Raw genomic sequence first — 24,084 nt, 5'->3', positions numbered from 1 at the left:
GGGGACGACACCCGCTTCTTGCGTCCTCAGCGCTTCTTGCGCTTTCCCGCCGCCGCCCGCCGGGCCACCTCCAGCGCGGGGCGCGCCCAGGCCATCAGTTCCTCCGGGTCGTCGAAGGCGGTGTCCGGCGGTGGGCAATAGTTCATGGCCTTTTCCGGCTGGTCCGCGAACGGCACGAACCGCTCCAGCCCCAGCGCCTCATAGGCGGGTAGGGTGGTGGCATCCACCTTGAGGTACAGCACATCGTCTGCCACCAGGGCGAAGGTCAACCCGTCCAGGGACAGGCCCCAGCCCCCGAACATGGCCCGCGCCTTCACTTCCCCCAAGGGGGCCAGCAGTTCCAGCACATGGTCAACATAGGCGCGGGACTTGACCATCATGCATCTCTCCCAGATTGCCGGACTGATGCTGTTGCGTGAGCGCAACAGGTGATCGCTGCCTCTTTCGTAGCCAGAACACACCACTTTTGCGCCACGATCCAGGCCCTATATGAGCGGCGTTGGCAACAACAACTGCAACCTACGGAATATGATGACCACGAAGAAGATCCTCGCTGCCACCGCCGCCGCCCTGGCGATCTCGGCTGCCGCGGCTGTCCCGGCCCTGGCGAAGGACGGCTTCTATGTCGCCCCCAGCCTGGGCCTGCTGGTCCCGCAGAGCCAGGACTACGATGACGGCGTCGACACCGGCAAGGTCGAGTTTGACAATGGCTGGACCATCGGCGCGGCGGCCGGCTACCGCTTCGGCCAGTTCCGCGTCGAGGGTGAGCTTGCCTATGGCGAGGTGTCCGGCGGCGACTTCACCTTCAATGGTGCCAAGTCATCCTTCGACGCCGAACAGACCCTGTTCAGCGGCACCCTGGCCGGCTACTACGACTTCGGCGCCGACGGCATCCAGCCCTATGTCGGCGGCGGCATCGGCTTCCTCAGCGCCGACATCGAGAACGTCTCCGCCTTGGGGATCAACGCGGGCGACTTGGGGTCCGACACCAACCTGACCTTGTTCGGCGAGGCCGGCGTGGCCATCCCGGTGGGGGAGAACCTGGCCATCGTCCCGTCCTACCGCTACATCTGGGTGGATGATGGGGGTGACGGCTTTGACAACAACACCGCGCACAATTTCCGCGTGGCGCTGCGCGTCGGGTTCTGATCCCCGCGCCTGACATGACAAGGGCCGGTCCCATGGGGGCCGGCCCTTTTCTTCATCCGATGACGCCGCGTGGTGCTATTTCTTGCGGAAGGCGTCCAGGGCCACCACGGTGGCGCCTGCCTTCGGGGCCTCGGGTTCCGGTGCCTCGGCCACCTCTTCCTCCACCGCCTCCGGCTCTTCCTCCGGCAGGGCGTCCGGCATGTCGTCGGGCTGGAACTGCAGGACGAAGTTCACCGACGGGTCGGCGAAGGTGGTGATGGCGGCCAGCGGGATCACCAGCCGGCGGAGCACGCCGCCGAAGCTGAGGGTGACCGAGACCGATTCGTTGGTCGCCTGCAGGTCGTAGAACTGGTACTGCAGGACGATTGTCATCTCCTGCGGGTACTTGGCCTTCAGGTAATCGGGCAGGTCCACGCCCGCCACGTCGGTGCGGAAGGTGATGTAGAAATGGTGCTCCCCCGGCAACTCACCGCCGCGGTTCACCACCTCCCGTAGGGCGGCGCGAACCACGCTGCGCTTGGCAGCCTCGACCATGCGGTCGTAGCGGAGCAAATCCTTAGACATCCCGTTCCCAACCGATCCGGCGACCCCCATGCCGCCTATTGGCCCAAGACAAGCCCATTATGCCCCAACAATCAAGGGGCGCCGATGGCACAGGGGTAACGCGACGACGCGTGCCTGTCGATGGGCTGGGATGAAGTGGGGGGATTCTGTTACCCGGCTCCCCCGGGCCGTGTTCTGCGTTAACCGCTAACTACCCTGAAGGGGGTAATTAGGCGGCCACGCGCAGATCAGACGCAACGTTATCGTTGGCATCTGTGAGTATGGCCCGATAACGGCGGTACCATGCCGGGAGAAGACCGTACCTTTACTACGCGTGTCGATCCTGTTTCGCCCCCATGGACCCATCCCCTGGCGGGGAGGGGTGATGGTGGAGGCGCCGGGTACCGCCCCCGGGTCCACTACGCCTATTCCGTACAGCGTTTATCCCCATAGCCGGGTTGCCCCGGCACGGACTCATATAGGCCTTTTGCCGGCGGGATGGAAGGGGGCAACCGTGCCCTCCCCTTGGGGAGAGGGAACAACTGGATTCCCCCGCGGACCCCGCCTATCTTCCCTCCCCACACCAGATGTCGGGGGCCCGGGGATGCGCCAGTACCATGACCTGATGCGGCACGTGCGCGACCATGGGGTCACCAAGCAGGACCGCACGGGCACCGGCACGCGCTCGGTCTTCGGCTACCAGATGCGCTTCGACCTGTCGGCGGGCTTCCCCCTGGTCACCACCAAGAAGCTGCACCTTAAGTCGATCATCCATGAGCTGCTGTGGTTCCTGAAGGGCGACACCAACATCCGCTACCTCAAGGACAACGGCGTCAGCATCTGGGATGAGTGGGCGGACGCCGACGGGAACCTGGGGCCTGTCTATGGCTACCAGTGGCGGTCCTGGCCGGCACCGGACGGTGGCAGCATCGACCAGATCAGCAACTTGGTCCGCATGATCCGGACCAACCCGGACAGCCGCCGCCTGATCGTCAGCGCCTGGAACCCGGCCCAGGTGGACCAGATGGCCCTGCCGCCCTGCCACTGCCTGTTCCAGTTCTACGTGGCGGAGGGCAAGCTGTCCTGCCAGCTTTACCAGCGCTCGGCGGACATCTTCCTTGGCGTGCCCTTCAACATCGCGTCCTACGCCCTGCTGACCATGATGGTGGCGCAGGTGACGGGCCTGGAGGCGGGGGAGTTCGTCCATACCTTCGGCGACGCCCACCTTTACCTGAACCATCTGGAGCAGGTGGACACCCAGCTGGCGCGGGAACCGTACCCGTTGCCCACCATGCACCTGAACCCGGAAGTGACGGACCTGTTCGCCTTCCGGTACGAGGATTTCCGGCTGGAAGGCTACCAGGCCCACCCGCACATCAAGGCGCCGGTGGCGGTGTGACCATGGCCAGGCTCTCCCTCATCGCCGCGGTGGCGCGGAACGGGGTCATCGGGGTGGACAACCGCCTGCCCTGGAAGCTGTCCGGCGACCTGAAGTTCTTCAAGCGCACCACCATGGGCAAGCCCATGGTCATGGGCCGCAAGACCTGGGAAAGCTTCGGCGCCAAGCCCCTGCCGGGCCGCCCGCATATCGTGCTGACCCGCGACATGGCCTATGTGGCGGAAGGGGCCACGGTGATGCACGGGCTGGAAGCCGCCCTGGCCGAGGCCCGCCGCCTGGCCGGGCCAGAAGGGGAGGTGATGGTGATCGGGGGGAGGCCCTGTTCGCCGACACCCTGCCCCTGGCCGACCGCCTCTATTTGACCGAGGTGGACGCCGAGCCGGAGGGCGACGCGCGGTTCCCGGCTTTCGACCGGGCAGGGTTCACCGAGACGGAACTGGACCGGCAGCCGCCCGTAGGGCCGGACAGCCCGGCGTACCGGGTGCTGCAACTCGACCGTCGGTCGGGCTGGAGCGGAGCGTAAGCCCGACAGCAAGACCCTACAGCAATCCCTGTCGGGCCTCACTGCCGCTCTGCACCGACCTACGGGGCGCGACTGCCGAGCTTCTCCATCACCATCCCCGCTACTTCCTCAGGCGTCAGGAACCGCCCGCCAGGAGCCGCGGCGCGGGCGCGGTCGATGAACAGGGCGGGGAAGGCCTCCAGCATGGGTGTCTCGATATAGCCGGGGCTGACGCTGTCCACCCGCAGCCCCGCCGGGCCCAGCTCGGCCTTGGCAGCTTCCAGCAGGGCGGCGAGCCCCCCCTTGGCCGCAACGTACCCTGCCATGTGCGGTGCCGCCGGGGGGCCGAGGGCGGCGGTGAGCACGCCCAACACGTGCCCGCCGCCGCGGGGGCGGAAGCAGCGGCGCCACAACTCCGCCAGCAGCACCTGGTTGCCGACGACGTTCACCTCGAACTGCACCCGGAGCTGTTCCGGGGTCTGCTTGAAAAAGGGCGCCACGTCAGGCGGCGCGGCGGCGCACAGCACCACCGCGTCGGCCGGCTCATCCGCGGCCAGGGCGATGGCTGCCTCCCGGATGCCGTCCGGGTCGGCCAGGGGAACGTGCAGGGCGCTGGCCCAGCCGCCGACCCGGTTGATCTCCACCGCCAGCGACTCCGCCCTGTCGGCGCCGTTGCCATACCCGACCCAGACCTTCCAGCCCGCCGCGGCGGCTTGCCGGCAGACAGCCGCGCCCACGCCGCCGCTGCCGCCGGTGACCAGGACCGTGCCCGCGCTCATGCCCGCCCCCGCGGCAGCAGGGCCTGCGCCTCCCCTCCGCCAGCTTCCGGCCGCCCGACGTGATGGCAAGCGCCAACCTCACGACGCCCACATCGGCGTTGCCATGGATCACCGTGCCCGTCACCTCCGCCGCCTCTCCCACATGCAAAGGCTGGCGGAAGCGCAGGTTCAGGGATTGCCAGACGCAGCCATGGCCCGGCAGCCGGGTGCCCAGCAGCCGCGACACCTGGGCCACCAGCAGCCCGCCATAGACCACCGGCCCCTTGAAGCCCCGCGCCGCCGCGAAATCCTTGTCGTCATGCAGCGGGTTGTCGTCCCCACTGACGGTCCGGAAGGCTTCCATCATGCCCTCCGTCACGGTGAAGGGCAGGGTCACGGCATGGCCTGGCTCGAACAGGGCTTCGGGTGCCGAAAGCGTGTCCGTCATCGTCTTTCCCATGGCATCGCTCAGACCTTGCCTAACACCAAAGGGCGCCCTCCGGTCCGGTGCGCTCGACGTACGGCAAGGGGGAGCGGCAAAATACGCAAGGGGATATGCAGGCCCGTTCGCCTATCTTCCCGCGCCATGCAGCTCACCACCATCCCCGACGACCAGCTTCCCCAAGCCATCGCCAGCGTCCGCGCCAACTTGGCCCCGGACTCCATGGCCCTTGCCGTGTTCGAGCGGATTGCCGCTACCCGCGACCTGATCCCCTGGGTGTGGACACCCCGGCCCACCGACAGGCCGGGATCGAGTTGGCCCGCCGCTTCGGCATCGGCACCATCGACGAGGCCCCGCAGGACGCCTGGAGCTATGACGGACGCAGCATCCGCACGCGCTCCGAGGCCTATGTGCTGATCCATGAGGTGGGGCACTGGCTGGTGGCCAGCCCGGAGCGGCGCACCCTCTTGGATTTCGGCCTTGGCGCCGGGCCGGAGAGCGGGCGGGTGGCGGAGGCGGACGCCCAGCTCTGCGTGGACAAGGACACCCAGATCGAGGAAGAGGCGCTGGCCAGCCTCATCGGCATCCTGTGGGAGGTGGAGCTGGGCCAGCCCGCCATCCTGGCCTTCCTGGAGCAGAACTGGCTGGAAGGGTGGGAGCGGCCGGCCTGCGCCGCGAATCTGGTGCAGAACCTGGAGCTGCTGTATCAGCGCGGACTGATCGATGCGGCGGGGCGGCCCGTACCGCCCGAATCTTTCCGGGAATGCTCATCAGAGGCAGCTTGATGTCGCGAGTCGGAACGTCCTTGCCCCGGCTTCCCGAATAGTTTTCCCTGCCCGGCAAAACCAGCTTTTCCGGGGGAAACATGCCTGCCACCGCCCATGCGGCGCCCGCCATCCTGTCCATGATCGGCGACACGCCGGTCGTCCGTGTCACCAGGTTCGACACGGGCCCCTGCGAGCTTTACCTGAAGCTGGAGAACCAGAACCCCGGCGGCTCCATCAAGGACCGCATCGGGCTGAAGATGGTGGAGGCGGCGGAGGCCGAGGGCCGCCTGAAGCCCGGCGGCACGGTGATCGAGGCCACAGCCGGCAACACCGGCCTTGGCTTGGCCCTGGTCTGCGCGGCCAAGGGCTATAAGCTGATCCTGGTCATCCCGACAAGATGGCGGTGGAGAAGATCAACCACCTGCGGGCTTTGGGTGCTGAGATCCACATCACCCGGTCCGACGTGGGCAAGGGCCATCCCGACTATTACCAGGACATCGCCGAGCGCCTGTCGAAGGAGATCCCCGGCAGCGTCTATATGAACCAGTTCGCCAACCCGGCGAACCCGCGGGCGCATGAGGAATGGACCGGGCCGGAGATGCTGCGCCAGATGGGCGGCGACATCGACGCGGTGGTGGTGGGCGTGGGCTCCGGCGGCACCCTGTCGGGCCTGGGCGCCTTTTTCGAGAAGGCCAGCCCGAAGACGGCCATGGTCATCGCCGACCCCGTCGGCTCCATCATCGCCGACCTGGTGAACAAGGGCACCCACGAGGACCCGGGTTCCTGGGTGGTGGAGGGCGTGGGCGAGGATTTCGTGCCGCCGGTCTGCGAGCTGAAATATGCCAAGGCCGCCTATTACTGCTCCGACGCGGAAAGCCTGAACGCGGCCCGCGACCTGCTGCGCAAGGAAGGCATCCTGGGCGGCAGCTCCAGCGGCACGCTGTTCGCCGCGGCGCTGAAGTACTGCCGCGACCAGACGGAGAAGAAGCGCGTCGTGACCTTCGTCTGCGATACGGGCAACAAGTACCTGTCCAAGATGTTCAACGACGCCTGGATGGAAGACCAGGGCTTCACCCCGCGGGAACGCCACAACGATTTGCGCGACCTGATGACCCGTCGCTGGGACAAGGGCCAAGTGGTCACCGTCGGGCCGGAGGACACGTTGCTGACCGCCTACAAGCGGATGCGGATCAGCGACGTCTCCCAGCTTCCCGTCATGGAAGGGGACCGGGTCATCGGCATCCTGGACGAATCCGACCTGCTGCTGCATGTGGAGCGGAACCCCACCCGATTCCGCGACAAGGTCTACACCGCCATGGTCAACCGGCTGGAGACCCTGCCGGTGACGGCGCCCATGTCCGAGCTGACCCGGCTGTTCGACCGCAACCTGGTGGCCATCATCATGGACGGGGACAAGTTCCTGGGCCTGCTGACCCGGGTGGACATGCTGAACCACCTGCGCCGCCAATTGGGGTGAGGCCAATGGGAGGCGGGGCTGGCGCCCGTGCCTCCCGCCGCCCTACAACGGTCTCCCCCGAGCTGACAGGTTTGCCCAATGACCGACCGCCCGAACCGCCAAGGCTTCTCCACCCGCGCCATCCATGCCGGGCAGCAGCCGGACCCCACCACCGGCGCCATCATGGTGCCCATCTACCAGACCAGCACCTACGTCCAGGACAGCCCGGGCGTCCACAAGGGCTATGAGTACGCCCGCAGCCAGAACCCCACCCGCAACGCCTATGAGGCCTGCGTGGCGGACCTGGAAAGCGGCCACCGCGGCTTCGCCTTCGCCTCCGGCCTGGCGGGGGAGGCGACAATCCTGGAATTGCTGGATGCCGGCAGCCATGTCATCGCCATGGACGACCTCTATGGCGGCAGCTACCGGCTGTTCCACCGGGTGCGCCAGCGTACGGCCAACCTGTCCTTCTCCCTGGTGGACCTGTCCGACCTGAAGGCGGTGGAAGCCGCCATCCGGCCCGAGACGCGGATGCTGTGGGTGGAGACGCCCACCAACCCACTGCTGAAGCTGGCCGACCTGGAGGCACTGGCCGCCCTGGGCCGCAAGCACGGCATCATCACGGTCTGCGACAACACCTTCGCCAGCCCTTGGGTGCAGCGCCCGCTGGAGCATGGCTTCGACCTCGTCTGCCACTCCGCCACCAAGTACCTGAACGGCCACTCCGACATGGTGGGCGGCATGGTGGTGGCCCGGGAAGCGGGGGAGATTTCGGACAAGCTGAAGTTCCTGCAGAACGCCGTGGGGGCCATCCAGGGGCCGTTCGACAGCTTCCTGGTCATGCGCAGCCTTAAGACCCTGGCCCTGCGCATGGAGCGGCACTGCGCCAACGCCCAGGTGATCGCCGAGTGGCTGGAGAAGCACCCGGCGGTTGCCCGGGTCCGCTATCCCTTCCTGCCCAGCCACCCGCAGTTCGATATCGCGAAGAAGCAGATGCGGGCCGGCGGCGGCATGATCACCATCCACCTGAAGGGCGGGCTGGAGCCGGCCCGGCGCATGCTGGAACGGTGCGAGCTGTTCAGCCTGGCGGAGAGCCTGGGCGGGGTCGAGAGCCTGATCGAGCACCCCGGCATCATGACCCACGCCTCCGTCCCGCCGGAGCAGCGGGCGGCCCTTGGCATCGACGACGGGCTGGTGCGCCTGTCCGTGGGCGTGGAGGATTTGGACGACCTGCTCCACGACCTGGACCAAGCGCTACGCTGACAGGCCAAGCACAAAGGGGCGCCGGGGTCATGTGCTCCGGCGCCCTTTTTCTTTGCCTAGGAAGATGACGGGAAATCCCGTGAGCATGCTTGGCAAATCGCAAGGATCAATGACGTAATTCAGTACATTTGAAAGCGCCGCTCCCGGAACGCCATACTTCCTCATCCAAACGATCGGGGAAGGCGGCGATGAGGACTATCTTTGGGACGGATGGGGCTGACAGCATCACCATCAGCAATCCGGCCGTGTTCGACTGGGTCCCGGACCTGGGCCAGTCCGGCAGCGCCTATCTCCGCTGGTATCTCTCCGGGGAGGAGGAGCGCTGGACCTATGAGGGCAAGGGCACCGGGTCCATGAGCTTCGACGGGAAGACGTTGGAGCAGGGCTTCACCGGCCAGCCCTTGGGATGGATGGACGTGTACGGGATCGGCCCGAACCATCTGGATTCGGTTTACATTTACAACGAAGGGGCTTGGGATTGGGATCCGGCCGACGGGGCCTTGAGCGGCTGGTCCTATGCCTACACGGGCAATCCCTATGCCTGGGGGCTCGTGGGCGGCGATGTCATCCAGGTGGATGGGGTCGGCCCGGCCCCCTCCACGCCCGAGGACATGTGGTACAGCTTCACCCATGTGGACCGCGGCCGGTGGGTGCCAAGGGCGGAGGCCGCCTTCGTCAGCGCCGGGGCAGGGGATGACACGGTGCTGGGCGGCTATGGCACGCTCACGGCCGACGGGGGCGACGGCAACGATACCCTGACCGCCCGCTGGGGCGCGGCGACCCTGCTGGGTGGCAGGGGGAACGACGTGCTGGCGGGCGGCACGGGACGGGCCGTGCTGGACGGGGGCGATGGCCGCGACCGGCTGGTGCTGGGCAGCGGCGGCGGCCTTGCCGACGGGGGCCTGGGCGACGACACGCTGGTGGCGGGCGGCGGCGACCAGGTGCTGACCGGCGGGGCGGGCCGCGACAGCTTCGTCATTGGCACCGCCACGGGCCGGGTGACCATCACCGACTTCCGGCTGGGCAGGGACTCGCTGCTGCTGGACGGTTGGGGCGCGGAGGGGGAGCCGGCGCCGCTGGTCACCAGCGACCATGCGGGCGGCAGCGTCCTCACGCTGGCCGGCGGGCCGACGGTGATGCTGCTGGGCATCCCGCCGGACGTGGCGGCAGGCCTGTTCACGCCGCTCGCCTGACCAAGGAAAAGGGCCGCCATCCCGGATGGCGGCCCTTCATTATTCAAGTCGTGGGTCGGTGCCGAGCGGCAGCGAGGCCCGACGTTACCGACGGCTCAGCCCAGGCTCAGCGCCAGGAACTGCAGCTCGCCGCCGCGCTCGATCAGCAGCAGCACGGCCTTCTGGCCGGACTCCTTGGCCTTCTTCACCCGGTCCTGCACGTCGGCGGGCTTTTCCACGGCCTGCTGGCTCACCTCGACGATCACGTCGCCGGGGCGGAGCTGGCGGGCCTGGGCGGGGCTGTTGGGGTTGACCTTGGTCACCACCACGCCCTTGGCCGCCTCGGTCAGGTTGAACTGCTTGCGCAGCTCCGGGGTCAGACCGGAAACGGTCATGCCCACCGCCTCCACGTTCGCCTGGCCCTGCTCCTCCTGCGGGCCGCCGCGGCCGCCCGGCAGGGCCGCCTGCACGGTGGGCTGCTCCGGGAACTCGCCCAGGGTGACGGACACGGTCAGCCGCTCCCCCTTGCGGAAGACGCCGACACTGACCTTCTTGTTGATGGGCGTCTCCGCCACCATGCGGGGCAGGGCGCGGTTGTTGGCCACGTCCTTGCCGTCGAAGGTCAGGATCACGTCGCCGGGGCGCAGGCCTGCCTTGGCGGCGGGGCTCTCCGGGGTGACGGTGCCCACCAGGGCGCCCTTGGCTTCCTTCAGGCCCAGGGCCTCCGCCTCATCAGGGTTGACGTTCTGGATCTGCACGCCCAGCCAGCCGCGCTTCACCTTGCCGCCCTCGCGGAGCTGGCCGATGACGTTCTTGGCCATGTTGGCGGGGATGGCGAAGCCGATGCCGATGCTGCCACCGGTCTGGCTGAAGATGGCGGAGTTGATGCCCACCACGTCGCCGTTCAGGTTCACCAGCGGGCCGCCGGAATTGCCGCGGTTGATGGAGGCGTCGGTCTGCAGGAAGTCGTCGAAGCGGCCGGCGCCGATGTCGCGGGCGCGGGCGGAGATGATGCCGGCGGTCACCGTGCCGCCAAGGCCGAACGGGTTGCCAATGGCCACCACCCAGTCGCCCACCTTGATGCCGTCGCTGTCACCCCACTTCAGGGCGGGCAGCGACCGGCCGGCGTTGACCTTCAGCAGGGCAAGGTCGGTCTCCTTATCGGTGCCGATCAGCTCCGCCTTCAGCTCCTGCTGGTCGGCGCCCTGGAAGATGACAGTGATCTCGTCCGCGCCCTCGATCACGTGGTTGTTGGTGACGATGTAGCCGCTGGCATCGATGATGAAGCCGGAGCCCAGGGACTGCGCCCGCCGCGGCGGGGCATTGGGGTCCTGCTGCTGCCGCTCGAAGAAGTCGCGGAAGAAGTCCTCGAAGGGGGAGCCGGGCGGGAACTCCGGCATCGGCACGGGCGAGCGCCCGCCGCCGGGCCGGTTCTGCTGCACGGTCTGGCTGGTGGAGATGTTCACCACCGCCGGCAGGATACGCTCCGCCAACGGCGCGAAGCTTTCCGGCGCGCCACGCTGGGCATGGGCCGGCTGGACCGCCGGCGTGCCGGTCAGCAGCAGCGCGGCCGCCACCGGCGCGGCAAACAGCCAGCGGGCCAGCCTCCGGGGTGCCGGGGCCGGTGCTGCTTGGGCAAGGGCAGGGCGGAGTCGAACGGGAATAGTCACATGAGTCTCCATGGGCCTTCTTCACTGCCGGCTTGCCGCCGGTGCCACCCCGCCGCGCGGGCGAAGGGAGGGGAGCGGCGCCGTCCCCCGCGGCACCTGTCCCGATCCTCAATATAGGATGCGGCATTCCCGTGGCGAAGCATTCCTTCGTGCCAAGCGGGATTTGGTTCCGTTCCGACGGTCCGGAACGGCCCCGTGCGGGGTTCAGCCCCGGATCAGCCAGACCAGGAAGACGCCCAGCGCCAGGGCGACCAGGCCCATCTGGCGCAAGGTCTGCTCCGGCAGTTCGGCCGCCTTGGCGGCCAGGGACTTCATGGCCGACGGGGCGGCGGCATAGGACAGGCCCTCGATCGCGACGACAAGGGCGAGGGCGGTCAGGAAATCGGTCACGGGGATTCCGAATCGTCAGGGCCTGGACGGCAGAACGGCCGGACCAGGGGGAACCCGGTCCGGCCGTCCGCCAGTCTAGCACCGAATGGCTTACCGGTTCACTGCCCCGGTGCCGCGGCCCGGGGACCCGGCGCCGGGGGCTTCAGCGCGCCCATGCTGTCGAAGTAGCGGAAGAACTCGCTGTCCGGCGACAGGACCATGGTGGTGTTGTCCTGTTTCAGGGCGGCCCGGTAGGCCTCCAGCGAGCGGTAGAACTGGTAGAACTCCGGGTTCTTGGTGCCCGCCTCCGACAGGATGCGGATCGCCTGGTTGTCGCCCTCACCGCGCAGGATCTGGCTGTCGCGCTGGGACTCCGCCAGGATCACGGTACGCTCGCGCTCGGCGCGGGAGCGGATCTGCTGGGCCTGCTCCTGGCCCTGGGCGCGGGCCTCGGCCGCCTCGCGGACACGCTCGGAGCGCATGCGCTCATACACGGCCTGGGAGGTGGCTTCCGGCAGGTCGGCGCGGCGGATGCGGACATCCACGATCTCCACGCCCAGCCGCTGGGCCTCCTGGTTCACCTGGGACTTGATCTGGTCCATGATCCTGGCCCGCTCATCCGACAGCACCGCCAGCAGCGTCACGCTGCCGAGTACGCGGCGCAGCGCCGAGTTGACGTAGGATGACAGCTGGGAGGCGGCGTTCTGCTCCGTCCGGGCGGACTGGTAGAACTGCTGCGGGTCCTTGATCCGGTAGCGGGCGAAGGCGTCCACCTCCAGCCGCTTCTGGTCGGCCAGCAGCACCTGCAAATTCTCCGGCGACACGTCCAGCACCCGCTTCTCCAGGTAGACCACGTCCTGGATGAAGGGGATCTTGAACTTCAGGCCGGGTTCGGTGACCACCCGCTGGATGGAGCCGAACTGCAGCACCAACGCCTGCTGGGTCTGGGCCAGGGTGAAGAAGGCGCCGGAGAAGATGACCAGCGCGGCGAGGATGACGACGCCGAGGACGGAAAGCTTCCTGTTCATGTCCCGTCCCCCTTACTGGCGCGGCGCGGCCGGCTGGCCCGGCGCGCGCGGCAGCATCTCGTTCAGCGGCAGGTATGGCACGGTGCCCTGGCCGCCCTGCTTCTCGTCGATGATCAGCTTGTTCGTGCCGCTGAGGACCTCCTGCATGGTCTCCAGGTACAGGCGGCGGGCGGTGACCTCCGGCGCCAGCTGGTAGGCCTCAAGCACCTTCTGGAAGCGCTGCGCGTCACCCTGGGCCAGGTTGACCACCTGCTCCCGGTAGGCGCTGGCCTCCTGGATCAGCCGCTCGGCCTCGCCGCGGGCGGCGGGGATGATGCCGTTGCGGTAGGACTCGGCCTCGTTGCGCAGGCGCTCCCGGTCCTGGCGGGCCCGCTGCACGTCGTTGAAGGCGTCCACCACCTGGGCCGGCGGGTCCACCTTCAGCAGCTGGACCTGCTGCACCTCGATGCCCGAGCGGTAGTCGTCCAGCATCTGCTGCAACAGGGTGCGGGTGGCCTGCTCGATCTCCTCGCGGGCCTCGGTCAGGGCCGGCTGGATGTCGGTGCGGCCGATCACCTCACGCATGGCGCTCTCGGCGGCCATCTTCACGGTGGAATCGGGGTCGCGGATCTCGAACAGGTAGTTGCCCGCGTCCTTGATGCGCCAGAACACGGTGAAGTCGATGTCGATGATGTTCTCGTCACCGGTCAGCATCAGGCTTTCCTGGCTGTCCTCCTGCGGGCGCAGGGCGCCGCCGGACCGGTAGCCGACCTCGATGCGGTTGACGCGGGTGACCTTGGGCAGCTGCACCGTCTCGATGGGGGAGGGGATATGGTAGCGCAGGCCCGGCTCCTCCGTCCGGACATACTGGCCGAAGCGCAGCACCACGCCCTGCTCGTCCGGCTGCACGCGGTAGAACCCGCTCAGCAGCCACAGGCCGGCCAGGATGGCCAGGACCAGCGCGATGCCCTTGCCGCTGCCGAAGCCGCCGGGGGCGAAGCGCTTGAACCGCTCCTGCCCCTTGCGCAGCAGCTCCTCCAGGTCGGGCCCGGGCGGCTGGCCGCCGCCCCCGCCGGGCGGGCGCCCCACGGGTTGCCGCCACCGCCGGGAGGTGGCCCCCATGGTCCCCCGCCACCACCACCGCTCTGATTGTTCCAGGGCATGTGCACCGACCCCTTGTTATCGCTATTTCTTCCCGGGACAGGCGGATGACCGTCCCCCCGCCTTTCCCGGCCGGGGCGCTTTCCAGCGCCTGCCGGGCACCGTATATATCCGGGCGCTGGCAGGAAAGGCTCTCGGCCGAGAGATGACTGCCAATATTGGGAAGGGGATAGGGATTTCAACCATGGCCGAGGTCACTGAAGCACTTGTGCTGGACGCGCTCCGCACCGTGAAGGACCCTGACAAGGGGGCGGACATCGTCAGCCTGGGCATGGTGTCCGGCCTGGTGGTGAAGGGCGGCAACGTGGGATTCTCCATCGAGGTGGACCCCAAGCGTGGCCCCGCGCTGGAACCGCTGCGCCAAGCGGCGGAGCGGGCGGTGGACGCGCTGCCCGGCGTCTTTTCCGTGACCGCGGTGCTGACCGCCCACCGGGCGGGCCCGCAGATGCCGGCCCGTAGCGGGCATGGCCATGACCACGGGCACTCGCACGGCGCTCCCCAAGGGCAGGGCGGGGGTGCCAAGGCCGCCGTGCCGGGCGTGAAGGCCATCGTCGCCGTCGCCTCGGGCAAGGGCGGGGTGGGCAAGTCCACCACCGCCGCCAACCTGGCCCTGGCACTGGCTGCCAACGGGCAGAAGGTGGGCCTGCTGGACGCGGACATCTATGGCCCCAGCATGCCGCGGATGATGGGCATCTCCGGCAAGCCCAACAGCCGCGACGGCAAGACCCTGGAGCCCATGCAGAATTATGGGATCAAGGTCATGTCCATGGGCTTCCTGGTGGCCGAGGACACGCCCATGATCTGGCGCGGCCCCATGGTGATCAGCGCCCTGCAACAGATGCTGCGCGACGTGAACTGGGGTGAGCTGGACGTGCTGGTGGTGGACATGCCGCCGGGCACGGGCGACGCCCAGCTCACCATGGCGCAGAACGTGCCGCTGGCCGGTTCCGTCATCGTCTCCACCCCCAGGACATCGCCCTGCTGGATGCCCGCAAGGGGCTGAACATGTTCCGCCGGGTGGACGTGCCCGTGCTGGGCATCGTGGAGAACATGTCCTATTTCTGCTGCCCGAACTGCGGACACCGCACGGACATCTTCAGCCACGGCGGCGCCCGGGCGGAGGCGGAGAAGCTGGGCGTGGACTTCCTGGGCGAGGTGCCGCTGGACATCGCCATCCGGGAGACCAGCGACGGCGGTGCCCCCATCGTCATGTCCCAACCGGACAGCCCCCACGCCAAGGTCTACCGCGCCATCGCCGCCCAGGTCTGGGCAAAGGTGGGCGGCGCCGGCGCCCGCCGCGCGGGGCCGCGGATCGTGGTGGAGTGAGGGGAGTCGGCGCGATGGAATGCTGCACTGCGCACGGCGCATGTGACTTTTCCTTTCGCGCCGACGTTTCCTTTGGTACATATCGTTCGCGATCCGATGCAGGACGGACATCATGTACCAGGAAGAGCCGATCAAGGTTGCGTACGCGTTCCGGAACGGGGCCCACAGCTTCCGTGCCGCCGACCCCCGCACGGGGGAGATCGCGGTGGCCCACGGGGTGCCGGAGGTCGCGTATGAGGAGGTGACGCGCACCCTGACGGAGCGGGTGGCGGACCGTCTGGGCGCCTATGCCCAGGCCCGGCCGCAGCTCGCCTTCAAGGACTTCTGGACTTGGCTTCAGATGAACCCCATCGCGGCCATGCCCAACGCGCCCTGCCATGTGGAGTTCGCCTGGGAGGTCCGGCACTGACCTGCCAGTGAGTTTAGCCCCAGTTCGTTCCCAAGAGCCTTGAAGGCCCGCCCCGCCGAACAGCCGGGCGGGCCTTTCCTTGTCTGTCGGCCCCTTACCCTAAGATCGCCGCCACGCCCGTCACCACCAGCACGCCAATGGCGATGGGCCGGAAATGGGCGCCGCCCGCCTTGCGGAACAGCCGCTCCCCCCACTTGGCCGCCAGCATCAGCGGCACGCACAGCACTGTGCCCCAGACCAGCACCTGCCCGTCGATCAGGCCGTTCCACGCCAGCAGGGCCACGCTGGTGAAGTTCAGGCAGGTGAAGAACAGGATCAGGCTGGCCCGCTGCACCGCGGCCGGGATGGGCAGGGCGAGGAGCAGCAGGATCACCGGCGGCCCGCCCATGCCCACGGACCCGTTCATCAGTCCGGCCATGGCCCCGGCCCCCAGCTTCAGGGGCAGGCCCGCCCGCTCCAGCCGGAACCGCGGGCGCGACAGCAGCAGGCTGGCGACGATGACGCTGGCGCCGATGGCCTTTTCCAGCACCTCCGCCGGCAGGACCAGCAGCAGGTACACGCCGAAGGGCAGGGCCGCGAGGCAACCCAAGTAGAAGACGGCCACGGTCCGCCCGTCCGCCTCCTTCCACGCGCCGGTCAGCAGGGGGATGTTGGTGGCGGCGATGGCCACCATGCTGGTGGCGACGGCATGGGCCGGGTCCAGGAACAGGGACAGCCCCGGCACGATCACCAGCGCCGCCCCGAACCCCGTCAATCCCCGGATCACCCCGGCCACCACACCCACGAGGATGAGGCCGAGGGCCTGCCAGACATTCGGCAGGAGCGGCAGCAGCCATTCGGTCAAGATGCGACCATCTCCGCCGCGCGGTAGCCCTGGATGTACAGCAGCGCCGTCAGGTCGCCATGGTCCACCCGGGCTCGGGCCTGGGCGGCGACGGTGGGCTTGGCATGGAAGGCGACGCCGGTGCCGGCCCCTTGCAGCATGGGTAGGTCGTTGGCCCCGTCGCCCACCGTCATGGTGGCGACCAGGGGCACGCGCCGCGATCCTGCGATGCGGATCAGGGCCTGGAGCTTGGCGTCCTTGTCCAGGATGGGCTCCAGCGGCTTGCCGGTCAGCTTGCCGTCCGCCACCTCCAAATCGTTGGCCTGGTCCTCATCGAAGGCCAGCCGGTCCCGCACATGGGCGGTGAAGGGCTTGAACCCGCCGGACACCAGGGCGCAATAGGTGCCGTGCTTCTTCAGGGTCGCCAGCAGCGTGGCCGCCCCCGGCATCAGGGTGATGCGGCCCATCATGTCCGCCAGCACCGTCCCCGGCAGGCCGGACAGCAAGGCCACTCGTTCCCTGAGAGCGCCCTTGAAATCGATCTCCCCATTCATGGCGCGGGCGGTGATGGCGGCGATCTTGTCGCGGGCGCCCACCAGCTCCCCCAACTCGTCCAGCATTTCCTGCTCGATGATGGTGGATTCCATGTCCGCCACCAGCACGGCCTTGCGCCGCCCCTCCGCCACTTGCGCCACCACGTCCACCGGCTGGCCGGCCAGGGCCTTGGCGACGGCGGCCTGGGCCTGGTCCGCGTCCAGGCCGGAGAAGGCCACGTCGCAGGCGATACCTTCATGCAGCCAGTCGGGGGCGCCTGCCTCCGCGCCCAGGTCCCGAAGGGCGGTGCGCGCCAGCCGCGCCGTGCTATCGTCCAGCCCGCCCTGCGCCGGGTCGGTGATCAGGGTCATCACATGGGTCATCGGGAATGTCCGGAAGCACGGGGTCGAGGCAGCGCCTTTATGCGGATGCGGGAGAGGGGACGCAAGCGGCACAACCCGTGCTCGTCATCGGCGGCCCCACCGCGTCCGGCAAGTCCGGCCTGGCGCTTTCCCTGGCGGAGCGGGCGGGCGGCATGGTGATCAATGCCGACAGCATGCAGGTCTATGGGGTGCTGCATGTCGTCACGGCCCGCCCCTCGGCCGCCGACGAGGCCCGCGCCCCCCACCGGCTGTACGGCGTCGTCCCCCCGTCGGAGCGGATGAGCGCCGCCCGCTGGCGCGACTTGGCCCTCGCTGAAATCCGCACCGCCCACGCGACCGGTCACCTGCCCATCGTGGTGGGCGGCACCGGCCTGTACTTGCGTACCCTGATGCAGGGCATCGCCGACATGCCGGACATCCCGGTGGCGGTGCGGGAAGCCACCCTGGCCCTCCAGCGGGACATCGGCAGCCCCGCCCTGCACGCCCTCCTGGCGGAGCGGGACCCGGAGACCGCCGCCCGCCTGAACCCGGGCGATACCCAGCGGCTGGTGCGGGCTTGGGAGGTGCTGGAGGCCACCGGCCACGGCATCACCTGGTGGCAGCGCCACGCCACCCCGATCCCCCCGCCGGCCTGTCCTTCCTGCCCCTGGTGGTGGAGCCACCGCGGGACCGGCTCTATGCCCAATGCGACGCCCGGTTCCTGGCCATGCTGGAGCAGGGCGCGCTGGATGAGGTGCGGCAACTGGCCGTCCTGGGCCTGGACCCCGACCTTCCCGCCATGAAGGCCCTTGGGGTGCCGGAGCTTCTCGCCCATCTGCGGGGAGAGGTTCCCTTGGCGGACGCGACGGCACGGGCCCAGCAGATGACCCGCAACTATGCCAAGCGCCAGCTCACCTGGTTCCGCCACCAGCTTGCCGCGGCGCGGCGGGTCGATCCCGGCGCGTGGGCGCATCATTCGGCAATCGAGCAACTTTATGACAGTGTCATGGGTGATATGCAGAAGAAGATTTCCGGACGGGGTTGACCGGCATTCCAGATTTGTCTAGCTTCCGGCCCAAGGCCCCATCCCGCACCTGCGAGAGGGGCTGTTTCCGCCTCTAGGGACCGATTTCAGGGAAAGTGTGCTGCCATGTCGACGGGAACGAAGCTGACCGGTGCCGACATCGTCATCAAGGCGTTGCGGGACCAGGGCGTGGACACGATCTTCGGCTATCCTGGCGGCGCGGTACTTCCCATCTACGACGCGCTGTTCAAGCAGAACGACATCAAGCACATCCTGGTCCGGCATGAGCAGGCGGCCGTCCACGCAGCGGAAGGGTACGCCCGCTCCACCGGGAAGGTGGGCGTCGTCCTGGTCACCAGCGGCCCCGGCGCCACCAACGCCGTGACGGGTTTGGTGGACGCGCTGATGGACAGCATCCCGCTTGTCTGCCTGACCGGGCAGGTCCCCACCCACCTGATCGGCAACGACGCCTTCCAGGAGTGCGACACGACAGGCATCACCCGCCCGGCGACCAAGCACAACTACCTGGTCAAGGACGTCAACAACCTGGCCCGCACCCTGCACGAAGGGTTCTATGTGGCCAAGAGCGGCCGCCCCGGCCCCGTGGTCATCGACATCCCCAAGGACGTGCAGTTCGCCGAGGGCACCTACCGCACGCCCGGCGAAAGCCAACCCAAATCCTACCGCCCCCAGGTCAAGCCCGACCTGAACCGGGTGGAGGAGGCGGTGGAGCTGATCGCCAATGCCAAGCGGCCGATCTTTTATGTGGGGGGCGGCGTGATCAACGCCGGCCCCATCGCCAGCCAACTGCTGACCCAGTTCGTGCGGATGACCGGCTATCCCTGCACCAACACGCTGATGGGCCTGGGCGCCTACCCCGCGTCGGACCCGCAGTTCCTGGGCATGTTGGGCATGCACGGCACCTACGAGGCCAATCTGGCCATGCATGGCTGCGACGTGATGATCAACATCGGCGCCCGGTTCGATGACCGGGTGACCGGCAAGCTCAGCGAATTCTCGCCGGGCTCCAAGAAGATCCATGTCGATATCGACCCCAGCAACATCAACAAGAACGTTCCGGTAGACATCGCCATCGTCGGCGACGCGGCCTATGTGCTGGAGGACATGATCCGCATCTGGAAGGCGCGGCAGAAGCGCCCCGACCAGAAGGCGCTGAAGGCTTGGTGGGACCAGATCAACCAGTGGCGGGCCAAGGATTGCCTGCGCTACGACCGCACCGACCAGGTGATCAAGCCGCAATACGCGTTGGAGCGGCTGCGCGACGCGGTGAAGGGCCGCGACGACGTGTTCATCAGCACGGAGGTGGGCCAGCACCAGATGTGGGCCGCCCAGTTCCTGCCCTTCGACAAGCCGAACCGTTGGCTGACCTCCGGCGGGCTGGGCACCATGGGCTACGGCCTGCCCGCCGCCATCGGCGCCCAGATCGGCAACCCCAAGGGCCTGTGCATCGACGTGGCCGGTGAGGCCAGCATCCTGATGAACATCCAGGAGCTGAGCACCGCCGCCCAGTACCGGCTGCCGGTCAAGGTCTTCATCCTGAACAACCAGTGGATGGGCATGGTCCGCCAGTGGCAGGAGCTGCTGCACGGCTCCCGCTACTCCCACAGCTACAGCGAGGCCCTGCCGGACTTCGTGAAGCTGGCGGAGGCCTTCGGCGGCGTGGGCCTGCGCGCCACCAAGGTGTCGGAGGTGGACGACGTGATCCGCACCATGATCGAGACGCCGCGCTTCGTGGTGGTGGACATGTGCGTCGACCCCAAGGAAAACTGCTTCCCCATGATCCCCGGCGGCAAGGCCCACAACGAGATGCTGCTGGGTCCCGAGGAACGCGTGTCCGAGGCGACCCCGGAGGAGGGGATGGTGCTCGTCTGATCCCTCTCCCTGGGGAGAGGGTGCCCCGCAGGGGCGGGTGAGGGAGGTGGGCGTAGAGCGCCACGCAAACCCACCCGCTTCGCGGAACCCGTCCCCCTCACCCGGCGCTGCCGCGCCACCCTCTCCCCAGGGAGAGGGGAAACAAACAAGAAGCTCTCGTCGGGAACCCTCCCATGGCACCGCAAGACACCATCCGCCGCCACACCATTTCCGTCCTGGTGGACAACGAGCCGGGCGTGCTGGCCCGGGTCATCGGCCTTTTCTCCGGCCGAGGCTACAACATCGAGAGCCTGACGGTGGCGGAGGTGAACGAGAAGGACAGCCTGTCCCGCATCACCGTCGTCACCTCGGGCACGCCCATGATCATCGAGCAGATCAAGGCACAGCTCGACCGGCTGGTGCCCGTGCACAAGGTGAAGGACCTGACCCTGGCTGGCCCCTTCATCGAGCGGGAGATGGCGCTGGTGAAGGTCAGCGGGTCGGGGGAGAAGCGGGTGGAGGCCCTGCGCATCGCCGACATCTTCAAGGCCCGCGTGGTGGACGCCACCATCACCAGCTTCGTCTTCGAGATCACCGGCACGGCGGAGGAGCTGAACCGCTTCGTGGAACTGATGGACCAGCTCGGCCTGGTGGACATCAGCCGCACCGGTGCCGTGGCCATGAGCCGGGGGGCGGCGGGGCTCTGAGCGTCTTTCCCCCTGTGGTAGTTTTGTAGGCACGGATCACAGGGGGCAGGCATGGCCCGGACAGTGACGGCCCGCGAGGCCGAAGAACACGTCGCTGACCTTCTCGCCAGCGCCGAGGCGGGGGAGGAGACCCTTATCCTCAAGCACGGCAAGCCCGTTGCCCGGCTGGTGCCCGTCCCGGCGGGAGAATGTCGTGCCGACGCTGGAAGAGCGCATGGCCGCATTCGAGGAAATGGCTGCAGAAATCGAGGAGCGGAGGGCAGCCGTCGAGGGCTTGTTGAGCCATGCCCAGGCGAACTTGGGTTCGCCGGAGCCCGGTTGGCGTTTCAGCCGGGACGAACTCTATGATGACCGCCTCAATCGACGCTAACGTCCCGATCTACCTGTACGACTCTCGCCCGGAGAGCGCCGCCAAGCGGCAGCGGGCCGGGGAGTTGGTACGGCGGTTGGCCCTGGCTCCGGTGGTTGTCCCCGCCCAGGTCCATGCCGAGTTCATCCATGTCCTGTAGCGCAAGTTCAGGCTTGGCCGGGCGGAGGCGGTGTTCGCCGCCCGGCAAATACGCGCCATCACGACCATCGCTTTCTTGGACGAAGGCGCGTTCGATAACGCCATCACCGCGCACTGGGAGCATGGCTTGTCGATCTTCGACGCCCAAGTCTGGGCTACCGTCCGCCGGGCCGGCTGCACCCACTTGCTGACCGAGGACTTCCAGGACGGCCGCTCCCTCGGCGGCATCACCTTCGTGAACCCGTTCGATCCGGCCAATGCCGCCCTGGTGGACGGCCTTCTGCCTGTCGCCTGACCCGCTGCAAAGTGTCGCCCCGGGCCCGCCACGGGGGGTCAGACCTGCCCTGCGGGATTTTCATGTTGCCCTGCGGCAAGGCATTGGGTAAGGAAAGTTCACGTTATTCGTTCGTACGGGAAAGAATCATGCGCGTTTACTATGACCGCGATGCCGACGTGAACCTGATCAAAGGCAAGAAGGTTGCCGTCGTCGGCTATGGCAGCCAGGGCCATGCCCATGCCCAGAACCTGCGCGACAGCGGCGTGGGCGAGGTGGTGGTGGCGCTTAAGGCCGGTTCGGCCACCCGCGCCAAGGCGGAGGGCGCCGGCTTCACCGTCAAGACCCCGGCGGAGGCCGCGGCCTGGGCGGACGTGGTCATGATCCTCACCCCGGACGAGCTGCAGGCCGACCTGTACGCCAACGAGCTGGCCGCCAACCTGAAGCAGGGTGCCGCCATTGCCTTCGGCCACGGCCTGAACATCCACTTCCGCCTGATCGAGCCGCGGCCCGACCTGGACGTCTTCATGGTGGCGCCCAAGGGCCCCGGCCACACCGTGCGCGGGGAGTACAAGAAGGGCGGCGGCGTGCCCTGCCTGGTCGCCGTCCACCAGGACGCGTCCGGCAACGCGCTGGAGGTCGCCCTGTCCTACGCCTCCGCCATCGGCGGCGGCCGGTCCGGTATCATCGAGACCAGCTTCAAGGAAGAGTGCGAGACCGACCTGTTCGGTGAGCAGGCGGTGCTCTGCGGCGGCCTGACCAAGCTGATCCAGGCCGGCTTCGAGACGCTGGTGGAAGCCGGCTACGCCCCGGAGATGGCCTATTTCGAGTGCCTGCACGAGGTGAAGCTGATCGTGGACCTGATCTACGAGGGCGGCATCGCCAACATGCGCTACTCCATCTCCAACACGGCGGAGTATGGCGACTACACCGTCGGCCCCCGCATCGTGACGGACGAGACCAAGGCGGAAATGAAGCGCGTGCTGGAGGACATCCAGTCCGGCCGCTTCACCCGCGACTGGATGCTGGAGAACAAGGCCGGCCTGCCCAGCTTCAAGGCCACCCGCCGCCGCCAGGCCGAGCACCCCATCGAGGAGGTGGGCGCCAAGCTGCGCGGCATGATGCCCTGGATCGCTGCCAACAAGCTGGTGGACAAGGCCCGGAACTGAGCCGGGCAACCGGACCGAACCAAGCGCTGGCGCCGCCTCCCAAGGGAGGGGCGCCAGTTCGCTTTCTGGGGTGTCGCGGCGTCCAGACGGGCGCCGCGCGCCCGGTCAGTGGTCGTAACTTGCCCGGATCTTCTGCAGAGTGCCGTTGGCCGACAGCTTCTTGATTGCCGCGTTGATGCGGGTCATCGTCGCCTCGTTCGCCGGGCCCTTGGCCATGACCATGTAGTTCGGCAGCAGGGCGATGGGCGTGGGCAGGGCGGAAAACTCACGCATGTCCAGGCCGGCGGCCTTGGTGCCCATTGCCAGGGCGCCCAGGCCCGGGTTGATGATGGCGGCGTCAAGCTCCCCGTCCAGCAGGCGCTTCAGCCGGACCTTGGGATCATTGTCGGTGACGGAGGTGAAGCTCTTCACCGCATCCTCGAATTCCTGGCCGAAGCGGGCGCCTTCCTGGTAGCCCACCCGCTTGCCCGCCAGGTCGGCGGCCGTGTTCAGCTTGAACTCCTTGCCCTTCTTGACGACGACCAGCACCGTGTCATCCACTAGGTTGGTGCTGAAAAGGTACTTCTCCGCGCGTTCTTTGGTGTGGAAGACGCCGGTGACGACCCCGCCCTCCGTCAGCGCCAGTTCCATGGCCTGGGCGAACGGCGCGAGCTTTACCTCCGCTTGCAACCCAGCCTCTTGCAGCACGGCGATGGCGGCCTCGACCGCATAACCGCGGGGCGTCGAGCCATCCTGCCACGCCTTCGGCGCGACGTTGTTGTTCCCCCGCAGGGTGATGGTCTCGGCGTGGACGGTGCCGGCCAGCAGAAGCGCGGCGATTGACGCAAGTACGCGGAACATGTCTCCCCCCAAAGTTGAATTGTTTTGTGTTTATTGATCGGTATGCGATTGCGTGAATGCCATGATTTCCCTACCCGCGCAATGGTTTCCTGCGACCTGTAGGGGAGCAGGCGCGCACGATTCCGTAAGGAAATCCCGAATGCCCGCAGGGCGCACCCTTCCAGGTGGCAAATGCCGGTCGGCTCTTCTGCTGCCCGCAAGGACGCCCTGCCATTCGGTGCGGGGCTGTTGCCGCCCATTGCCGGCTTGTGAGGGCTGGCATGCGCCCTGCGACGGTTCATTGCGTCGACAATGCACTTGCCGCTAACGGCATTGCGACCTACTCTCCAATCCAGACAGGGCCTTTCCGTTCGGGCCTTCGCGCAACCAAGGACAGGACCGGACCCCGTGTCTGCCCCTCGCCGCCGCACCCGCACCACCGCCCGGGCCATCGCCCGTGAGAATGGTTTGCCGGTCGCGAACGCGCTGTCCCTTGGCCTGCTGCTGCTGAGCCTGCTGGCACTGGCCGGCCTTCGACTAATCGGCCCCTGAGCGCAGCCGCCCGGCCTTTCCGGCAACCGCGTTCAGGGGACTGACGC

The 24,084-nt window shown here is 67.9% G+C and carries 25 protein-coding genes, 1 other RNA gene and 5 pseudogenes; 19 read left to right on the top strand and 12 right to left on the bottom strand.

Features of this window, described 5'->3' with window-relative positions:
• Positions 1 to 26: 26 nt before the first annotated feature.
• Entirely contained in the window at positions 27 to 380 is a 354-nt protein-coding gene (locus HHL28_RS10980) for a TfoX/Sxy family protein (RefSeq protein ID WP_404325572.1), read from the bottom strand.
• Between the two features lie 151 nt (positions 381 to 531).
• Between HHL28_RS10980 and HHL28_RS10975 the strand changes: the two genes are divergently transcribed.
• Positions 532 to 1,149: an outer membrane protein gene (locus HHL28_RS10975; RefSeq protein WP_169655124.1), complete on the top strand. Its 618-nt coding sequence runs from the start codon at positions 532 to 534 to the stop codon at positions 1,147 to 1,149.
• Between the two features lie 75 nt (positions 1,150 to 1,224).
• Here HHL28_RS10975 and HHL28_RS10970 read toward each other — a convergent pair whose 3' ends face one another.
• A complete protein-coding gene (locus HHL28_RS10970; protein ID WP_075771970.1) occupies positions 1,225 to 1,713 on the bottom strand; it encodes an SspB family protein in 489 nt (162 codons plus the stop codon).
• A gap of 134 nt (positions 1,714 to 1,847) precedes the next feature.
• Positions 1,848 to 2,200, bottom strand: a transfer-messenger RNA (tmRNA) gene (gene ssrA, locus HHL28_RS10965).
• 96 nt (positions 2,201 to 2,296) lie between these two features.
• Between ssrA and HHL28_RS10960 the strand changes: the two genes are divergently transcribed.
• Together HHL28_RS10960 and HHL28_RS10955 are read left to right on the top strand one after the other, a co-directional pair.
• Positions 2,297 to 3,091, top strand: coding sequence for a thymidylate synthase (locus tag HHL28_RS10960; RefSeq protein WP_075771971.1), 795 nt, complete (start codon positions 2,297 to 2,299; stop codon positions 3,089 to 3,091).
• Between the two features lie 2 nt (positions 3,092 to 3,093).
• Positions 3,094 to 3,614, top strand: a pseudogene (locus HHL28_RS10955) (dihydrofolate reductase).
• Between the two features lie 59 nt (positions 3,615 to 3,673).
• Here the strand turns inward: HHL28_RS10955 and HHL28_RS10950 are convergent.
• The gene (locus HHL28_RS10950; RefSeq protein ID WP_075771973.1) at positions 3,674 to 4,372 is read right to left on the bottom strand and encodes an SDR family NAD(P)-dependent oxidoreductase; all 699 of its coding nucleotides are present in this window, start codon (positions 4,370 to 4,372) and stop codon (positions 3,674 to 3,676) included.
• A gap of 169 nt (positions 4,373 to 4,541) precedes the next feature.
• Positions 4,542 to 4,715, bottom strand: a pseudogene (locus HHL28_RS18630) (MaoC/PaaZ C-terminal domain-containing protein); the annotation flags it as partial.
• Between the two features lie 356 nt (positions 4,716 to 5,071).
• Between HHL28_RS18630 and HHL28_RS10940 the strand changes: the two are divergent.
• From HHL28_RS10940 to HHL28_RS10925, 5 genes and pseudogenes are all read left to right on the top strand, one after another.
• A complete protein-coding gene (locus tag HHL28_RS10940; RefSeq protein ID WP_404325571.1) occupies positions 5,072 to 5,578 on the top strand; it encodes an elongation factor P hydroxylase in 507 nt (168 codons plus the stop codon).
• An 80-nt stretch (positions 5,579 to 5,658) separates the two neighbouring features.
• Positions 5,659 to 6,512, top strand: a pseudogene (locus HHL28_RS18625) (PLP-dependent cysteine synthase family protein); the annotation flags it as partial.
• An 84-nt stretch (positions 6,513 to 6,596) separates the two neighbouring features.
• Entirely contained in the window at positions 6,597 to 7,037 is a 441-nt protein-coding gene (locus tag HHL28_RS18620; RefSeq protein ID WP_404326911.1) for a CBS domain-containing protein, read from the top strand.
• A 78-nt stretch (positions 7,038 to 7,115) separates the two neighbouring features.
• Positions 7,116 to 8,279: a trans-sulfuration enzyme family protein gene (locus tag HHL28_RS10930; protein ID WP_075771976.1), complete on the top strand. Its 1,164-nt coding sequence runs from the start codon at positions 7,116 to 7,118 to the stop codon at positions 8,277 to 8,279.
• 188 nt (positions 8,280 to 8,467) lie between these two features.
• Positions 8,468 to 9,472, top strand: a complete 1,005-nt coding sequence (locus tag HHL28_RS10925) for a calcium-binding protein (RefSeq protein ID WP_075771977.1) — start codon at positions 8,468 to 8,470, stop codon at positions 9,470 to 9,472.
• A 95-nt stretch (positions 9,473 to 9,567) separates the two neighbouring features.
• Here the strand turns inward: HHL28_RS10925 and HHL28_RS10920 are convergent, their stop codons facing one another.
• From HHL28_RS10920 to hflK, 4 genes are all read right to left on the bottom strand, one after another.
• Complete coding sequence (locus tag HHL28_RS10920) at positions 9,568 to 11,028, bottom strand: DegQ family serine endoprotease (RefSeq protein ID WP_404325569.1); 1,461 nt, start codon at positions 11,026 to 11,028, stop codon at positions 9,568 to 9,570.
• A 297-nt stretch (positions 11,029 to 11,325) separates the two neighbouring features.
• Entirely contained in the window at positions 11,326 to 11,511 is a 186-nt protein-coding gene (locus HHL28_RS10915) for a DUF2065 domain-containing protein (protein ID WP_075771979.1), read from the bottom strand.
• Between the two features lie 98 nt (positions 11,512 to 11,609).
• Positions 11,610 to 12,518 (bottom strand): protease modulator HflC, encoded by a 909-nt coding sequence (hflC, locus tag HHL28_RS10910; protein WP_075771980.1) that lies wholly within the window; start codon positions 12,516 to 12,518, stop codon positions 11,610 to 11,612.
• A gap of 12 nt (positions 12,519 to 12,530) precedes the next feature.
• Entirely contained in the window at positions 12,531 to 13,586 is a 1,056-nt protein-coding gene (hflK, locus tag HHL28_RS10905) for an FtsH protease activity modulator HflK (RefSeq protein ID WP_404325567.1), read from the bottom strand.
• Positions 13,587 to 13,842: 256 nt separating this feature from the next.
• Between hflK and apbC the strand changes: the two are divergent.
• A pseudogene (gene apbC / locus HHL28_RS10900) lies at positions 13,843 to 14,984 on the top strand (iron-sulfur cluster carrier protein ApbC).
• Between the two features lie 112 nt (positions 14,985 to 15,096).
• Positions 15,097 to 15,393, top strand: a complete 297-nt coding sequence (locus HHL28_RS10890; protein ID WP_075771983.1) for an acyl-CoA synthetase family protein — start codon at positions 15,097 to 15,099, stop codon at positions 15,391 to 15,393.
• Positions 15,394 to 15,487: 94 nt separating this feature from the next.
• Here the strand turns inward: HHL28_RS10890 and HHL28_RS10885 are convergent, their stop codons facing one another.
• Both HHL28_RS10885 and serB read right to left on the bottom strand, forming a co-directional pair.
• Positions 15,488 to 16,237: a sulfite exporter TauE/SafE family protein gene (locus tag HHL28_RS10885; protein WP_075771984.1), complete on the bottom strand. Its 750-nt coding sequence runs from the start codon at positions 16,235 to 16,237 to the stop codon at positions 15,488 to 15,490.
• Positions 16,234 to 17,133 carry a phosphoserine phosphatase SerB gene (gene serB / locus HHL28_RS10880; RefSeq protein WP_075771985.1) on the bottom strand — a complete coding sequence of 300 codons (900 nt, stop codon included), beginning with the start codon at positions 17,131 to 17,133 and terminating at the stop codon, positions 16,234 to 16,236. The genes HHL28_RS10885 and serB overlap by 4 nt, the downstream gene beginning before the upstream one ends.
• 5 nt (positions 17,134 to 17,138) lie before the next feature.
• Here serB and HHL28_RS19125 point away from each other — a divergent pair.
• From HHL28_RS19125 to ilvC, 8 genes and pseudogenes are all read left to right on the top strand, one after another.
• Positions 17,139 to 17,693: pseudogene (locus HHL28_RS19125) on the top strand (tRNA (adenosine(37)-N6)-dimethylallyltransferase); the annotation flags it as partial.
• Positions 17,694 to 17,728: 35 nt separating this feature from the next.
• Positions 17,729 to 18,157 carry a hypothetical protein gene (locus HHL28_RS19120; RefSeq protein ID WP_449686558.1) on the top strand — a complete coding sequence of 143 codons (429 nt, stop codon included), beginning with the start codon at positions 17,729 to 17,731 and terminating at the stop codon, positions 18,155 to 18,157.
• A gap of 105 nt (positions 18,158 to 18,262) precedes the next feature.
• Positions 18,263 to 20,029: an acetolactate synthase 3 large subunit gene (locus HHL28_RS10870; protein WP_075771987.1), complete on the top strand. Its 1,767-nt coding sequence runs from the start codon at positions 18,263 to 18,265 to the stop codon at positions 20,027 to 20,029.
• Between the two features lie 173 nt (positions 20,030 to 20,202).
• The gene (gene ilvN, locus HHL28_RS10865; RefSeq protein ID WP_075771988.1) at positions 20,203 to 20,715 is read left to right on the top strand and encodes an acetolactate synthase small subunit; all 513 of its coding nucleotides are present in this window, start codon (positions 20,203 to 20,205) and stop codon (positions 20,713 to 20,715) included.
• A 51-nt stretch (positions 20,716 to 20,766) separates the two neighbouring features.
• Entirely contained in the window at positions 20,767 to 21,063 is a 297-nt protein-coding gene (locus HHL28_RS10860; protein WP_075771989.1) for a type II toxin-antitoxin system Phd/YefM family antitoxin, read from the top strand.
• Positions 21,060 to 21,224: a PIN domain-containing protein gene (locus HHL28_RS10855; RefSeq protein WP_169655120.1), complete on the top strand. Its 165-nt coding sequence runs from the start codon at positions 21,060 to 21,062 to the stop codon at positions 21,222 to 21,224. The genes HHL28_RS10860 and HHL28_RS10855 overlap by 4 nt, the downstream gene beginning before the upstream one ends.
• 126 nt (positions 21,225 to 21,350) lie before the next feature.
• The gene (locus HHL28_RS18615; protein WP_404325563.1) at positions 21,351 to 21,518 is read left to right on the top strand and encodes a hypothetical protein; all 168 of its coding nucleotides are present in this window, start codon (positions 21,351 to 21,353) and stop codon (positions 21,516 to 21,518) included.
• Positions 21,519 to 21,646: 128 nt separating this feature from the next.
• Positions 21,647 to 22,666, top strand: coding sequence for a ketol-acid reductoisomerase (ilvC, locus tag HHL28_RS10845; RefSeq protein ID WP_075771991.1), 1,020 nt, complete (start codon positions 21,647 to 21,649; stop codon positions 22,664 to 22,666).
• A 105-nt stretch (positions 22,667 to 22,771) separates the two neighbouring features.
• On the opposite strand, the gene HHL28_RS10840 is transcribed toward ilvC, so the two are convergent.
• Positions 22,772 to 23,506: a substrate-binding periplasmic protein gene (locus HHL28_RS10840; RefSeq protein ID WP_075771992.1), complete on the bottom strand. Its 735-nt coding sequence runs from the start codon at positions 23,504 to 23,506 to the stop codon at positions 22,772 to 22,774.
• A gap of 387 nt (positions 23,507 to 23,893) precedes the next feature.
• On the opposite strand from HHL28_RS10840, the gene HHL28_RS18610 reads away from it, so the two are divergent.
• Positions 23,894 to 24,037, top strand: coding sequence for a hypothetical protein (locus HHL28_RS18610; RefSeq protein ID WP_404325561.1), 144 nt, complete (start codon positions 23,894 to 23,896; stop codon positions 24,035 to 24,037).
• Positions 24,038 to 24,084 lie beyond the last annotated feature (47 nt).

Source organism: Aerophototrophica crusticola (genome assembly GCF_012913305.1).
GTDB lineage: Bacteria > Pseudomonadota > Alphaproteobacteria > Azospirillales > Azospirillaceae > Niveispirillum > Niveispirillum crusticola.
The sequence above is the reverse complement of the archived record's forward strand: the minus strand, read 5'-3'. Positions and strand labels throughout refer to the sequence as shown.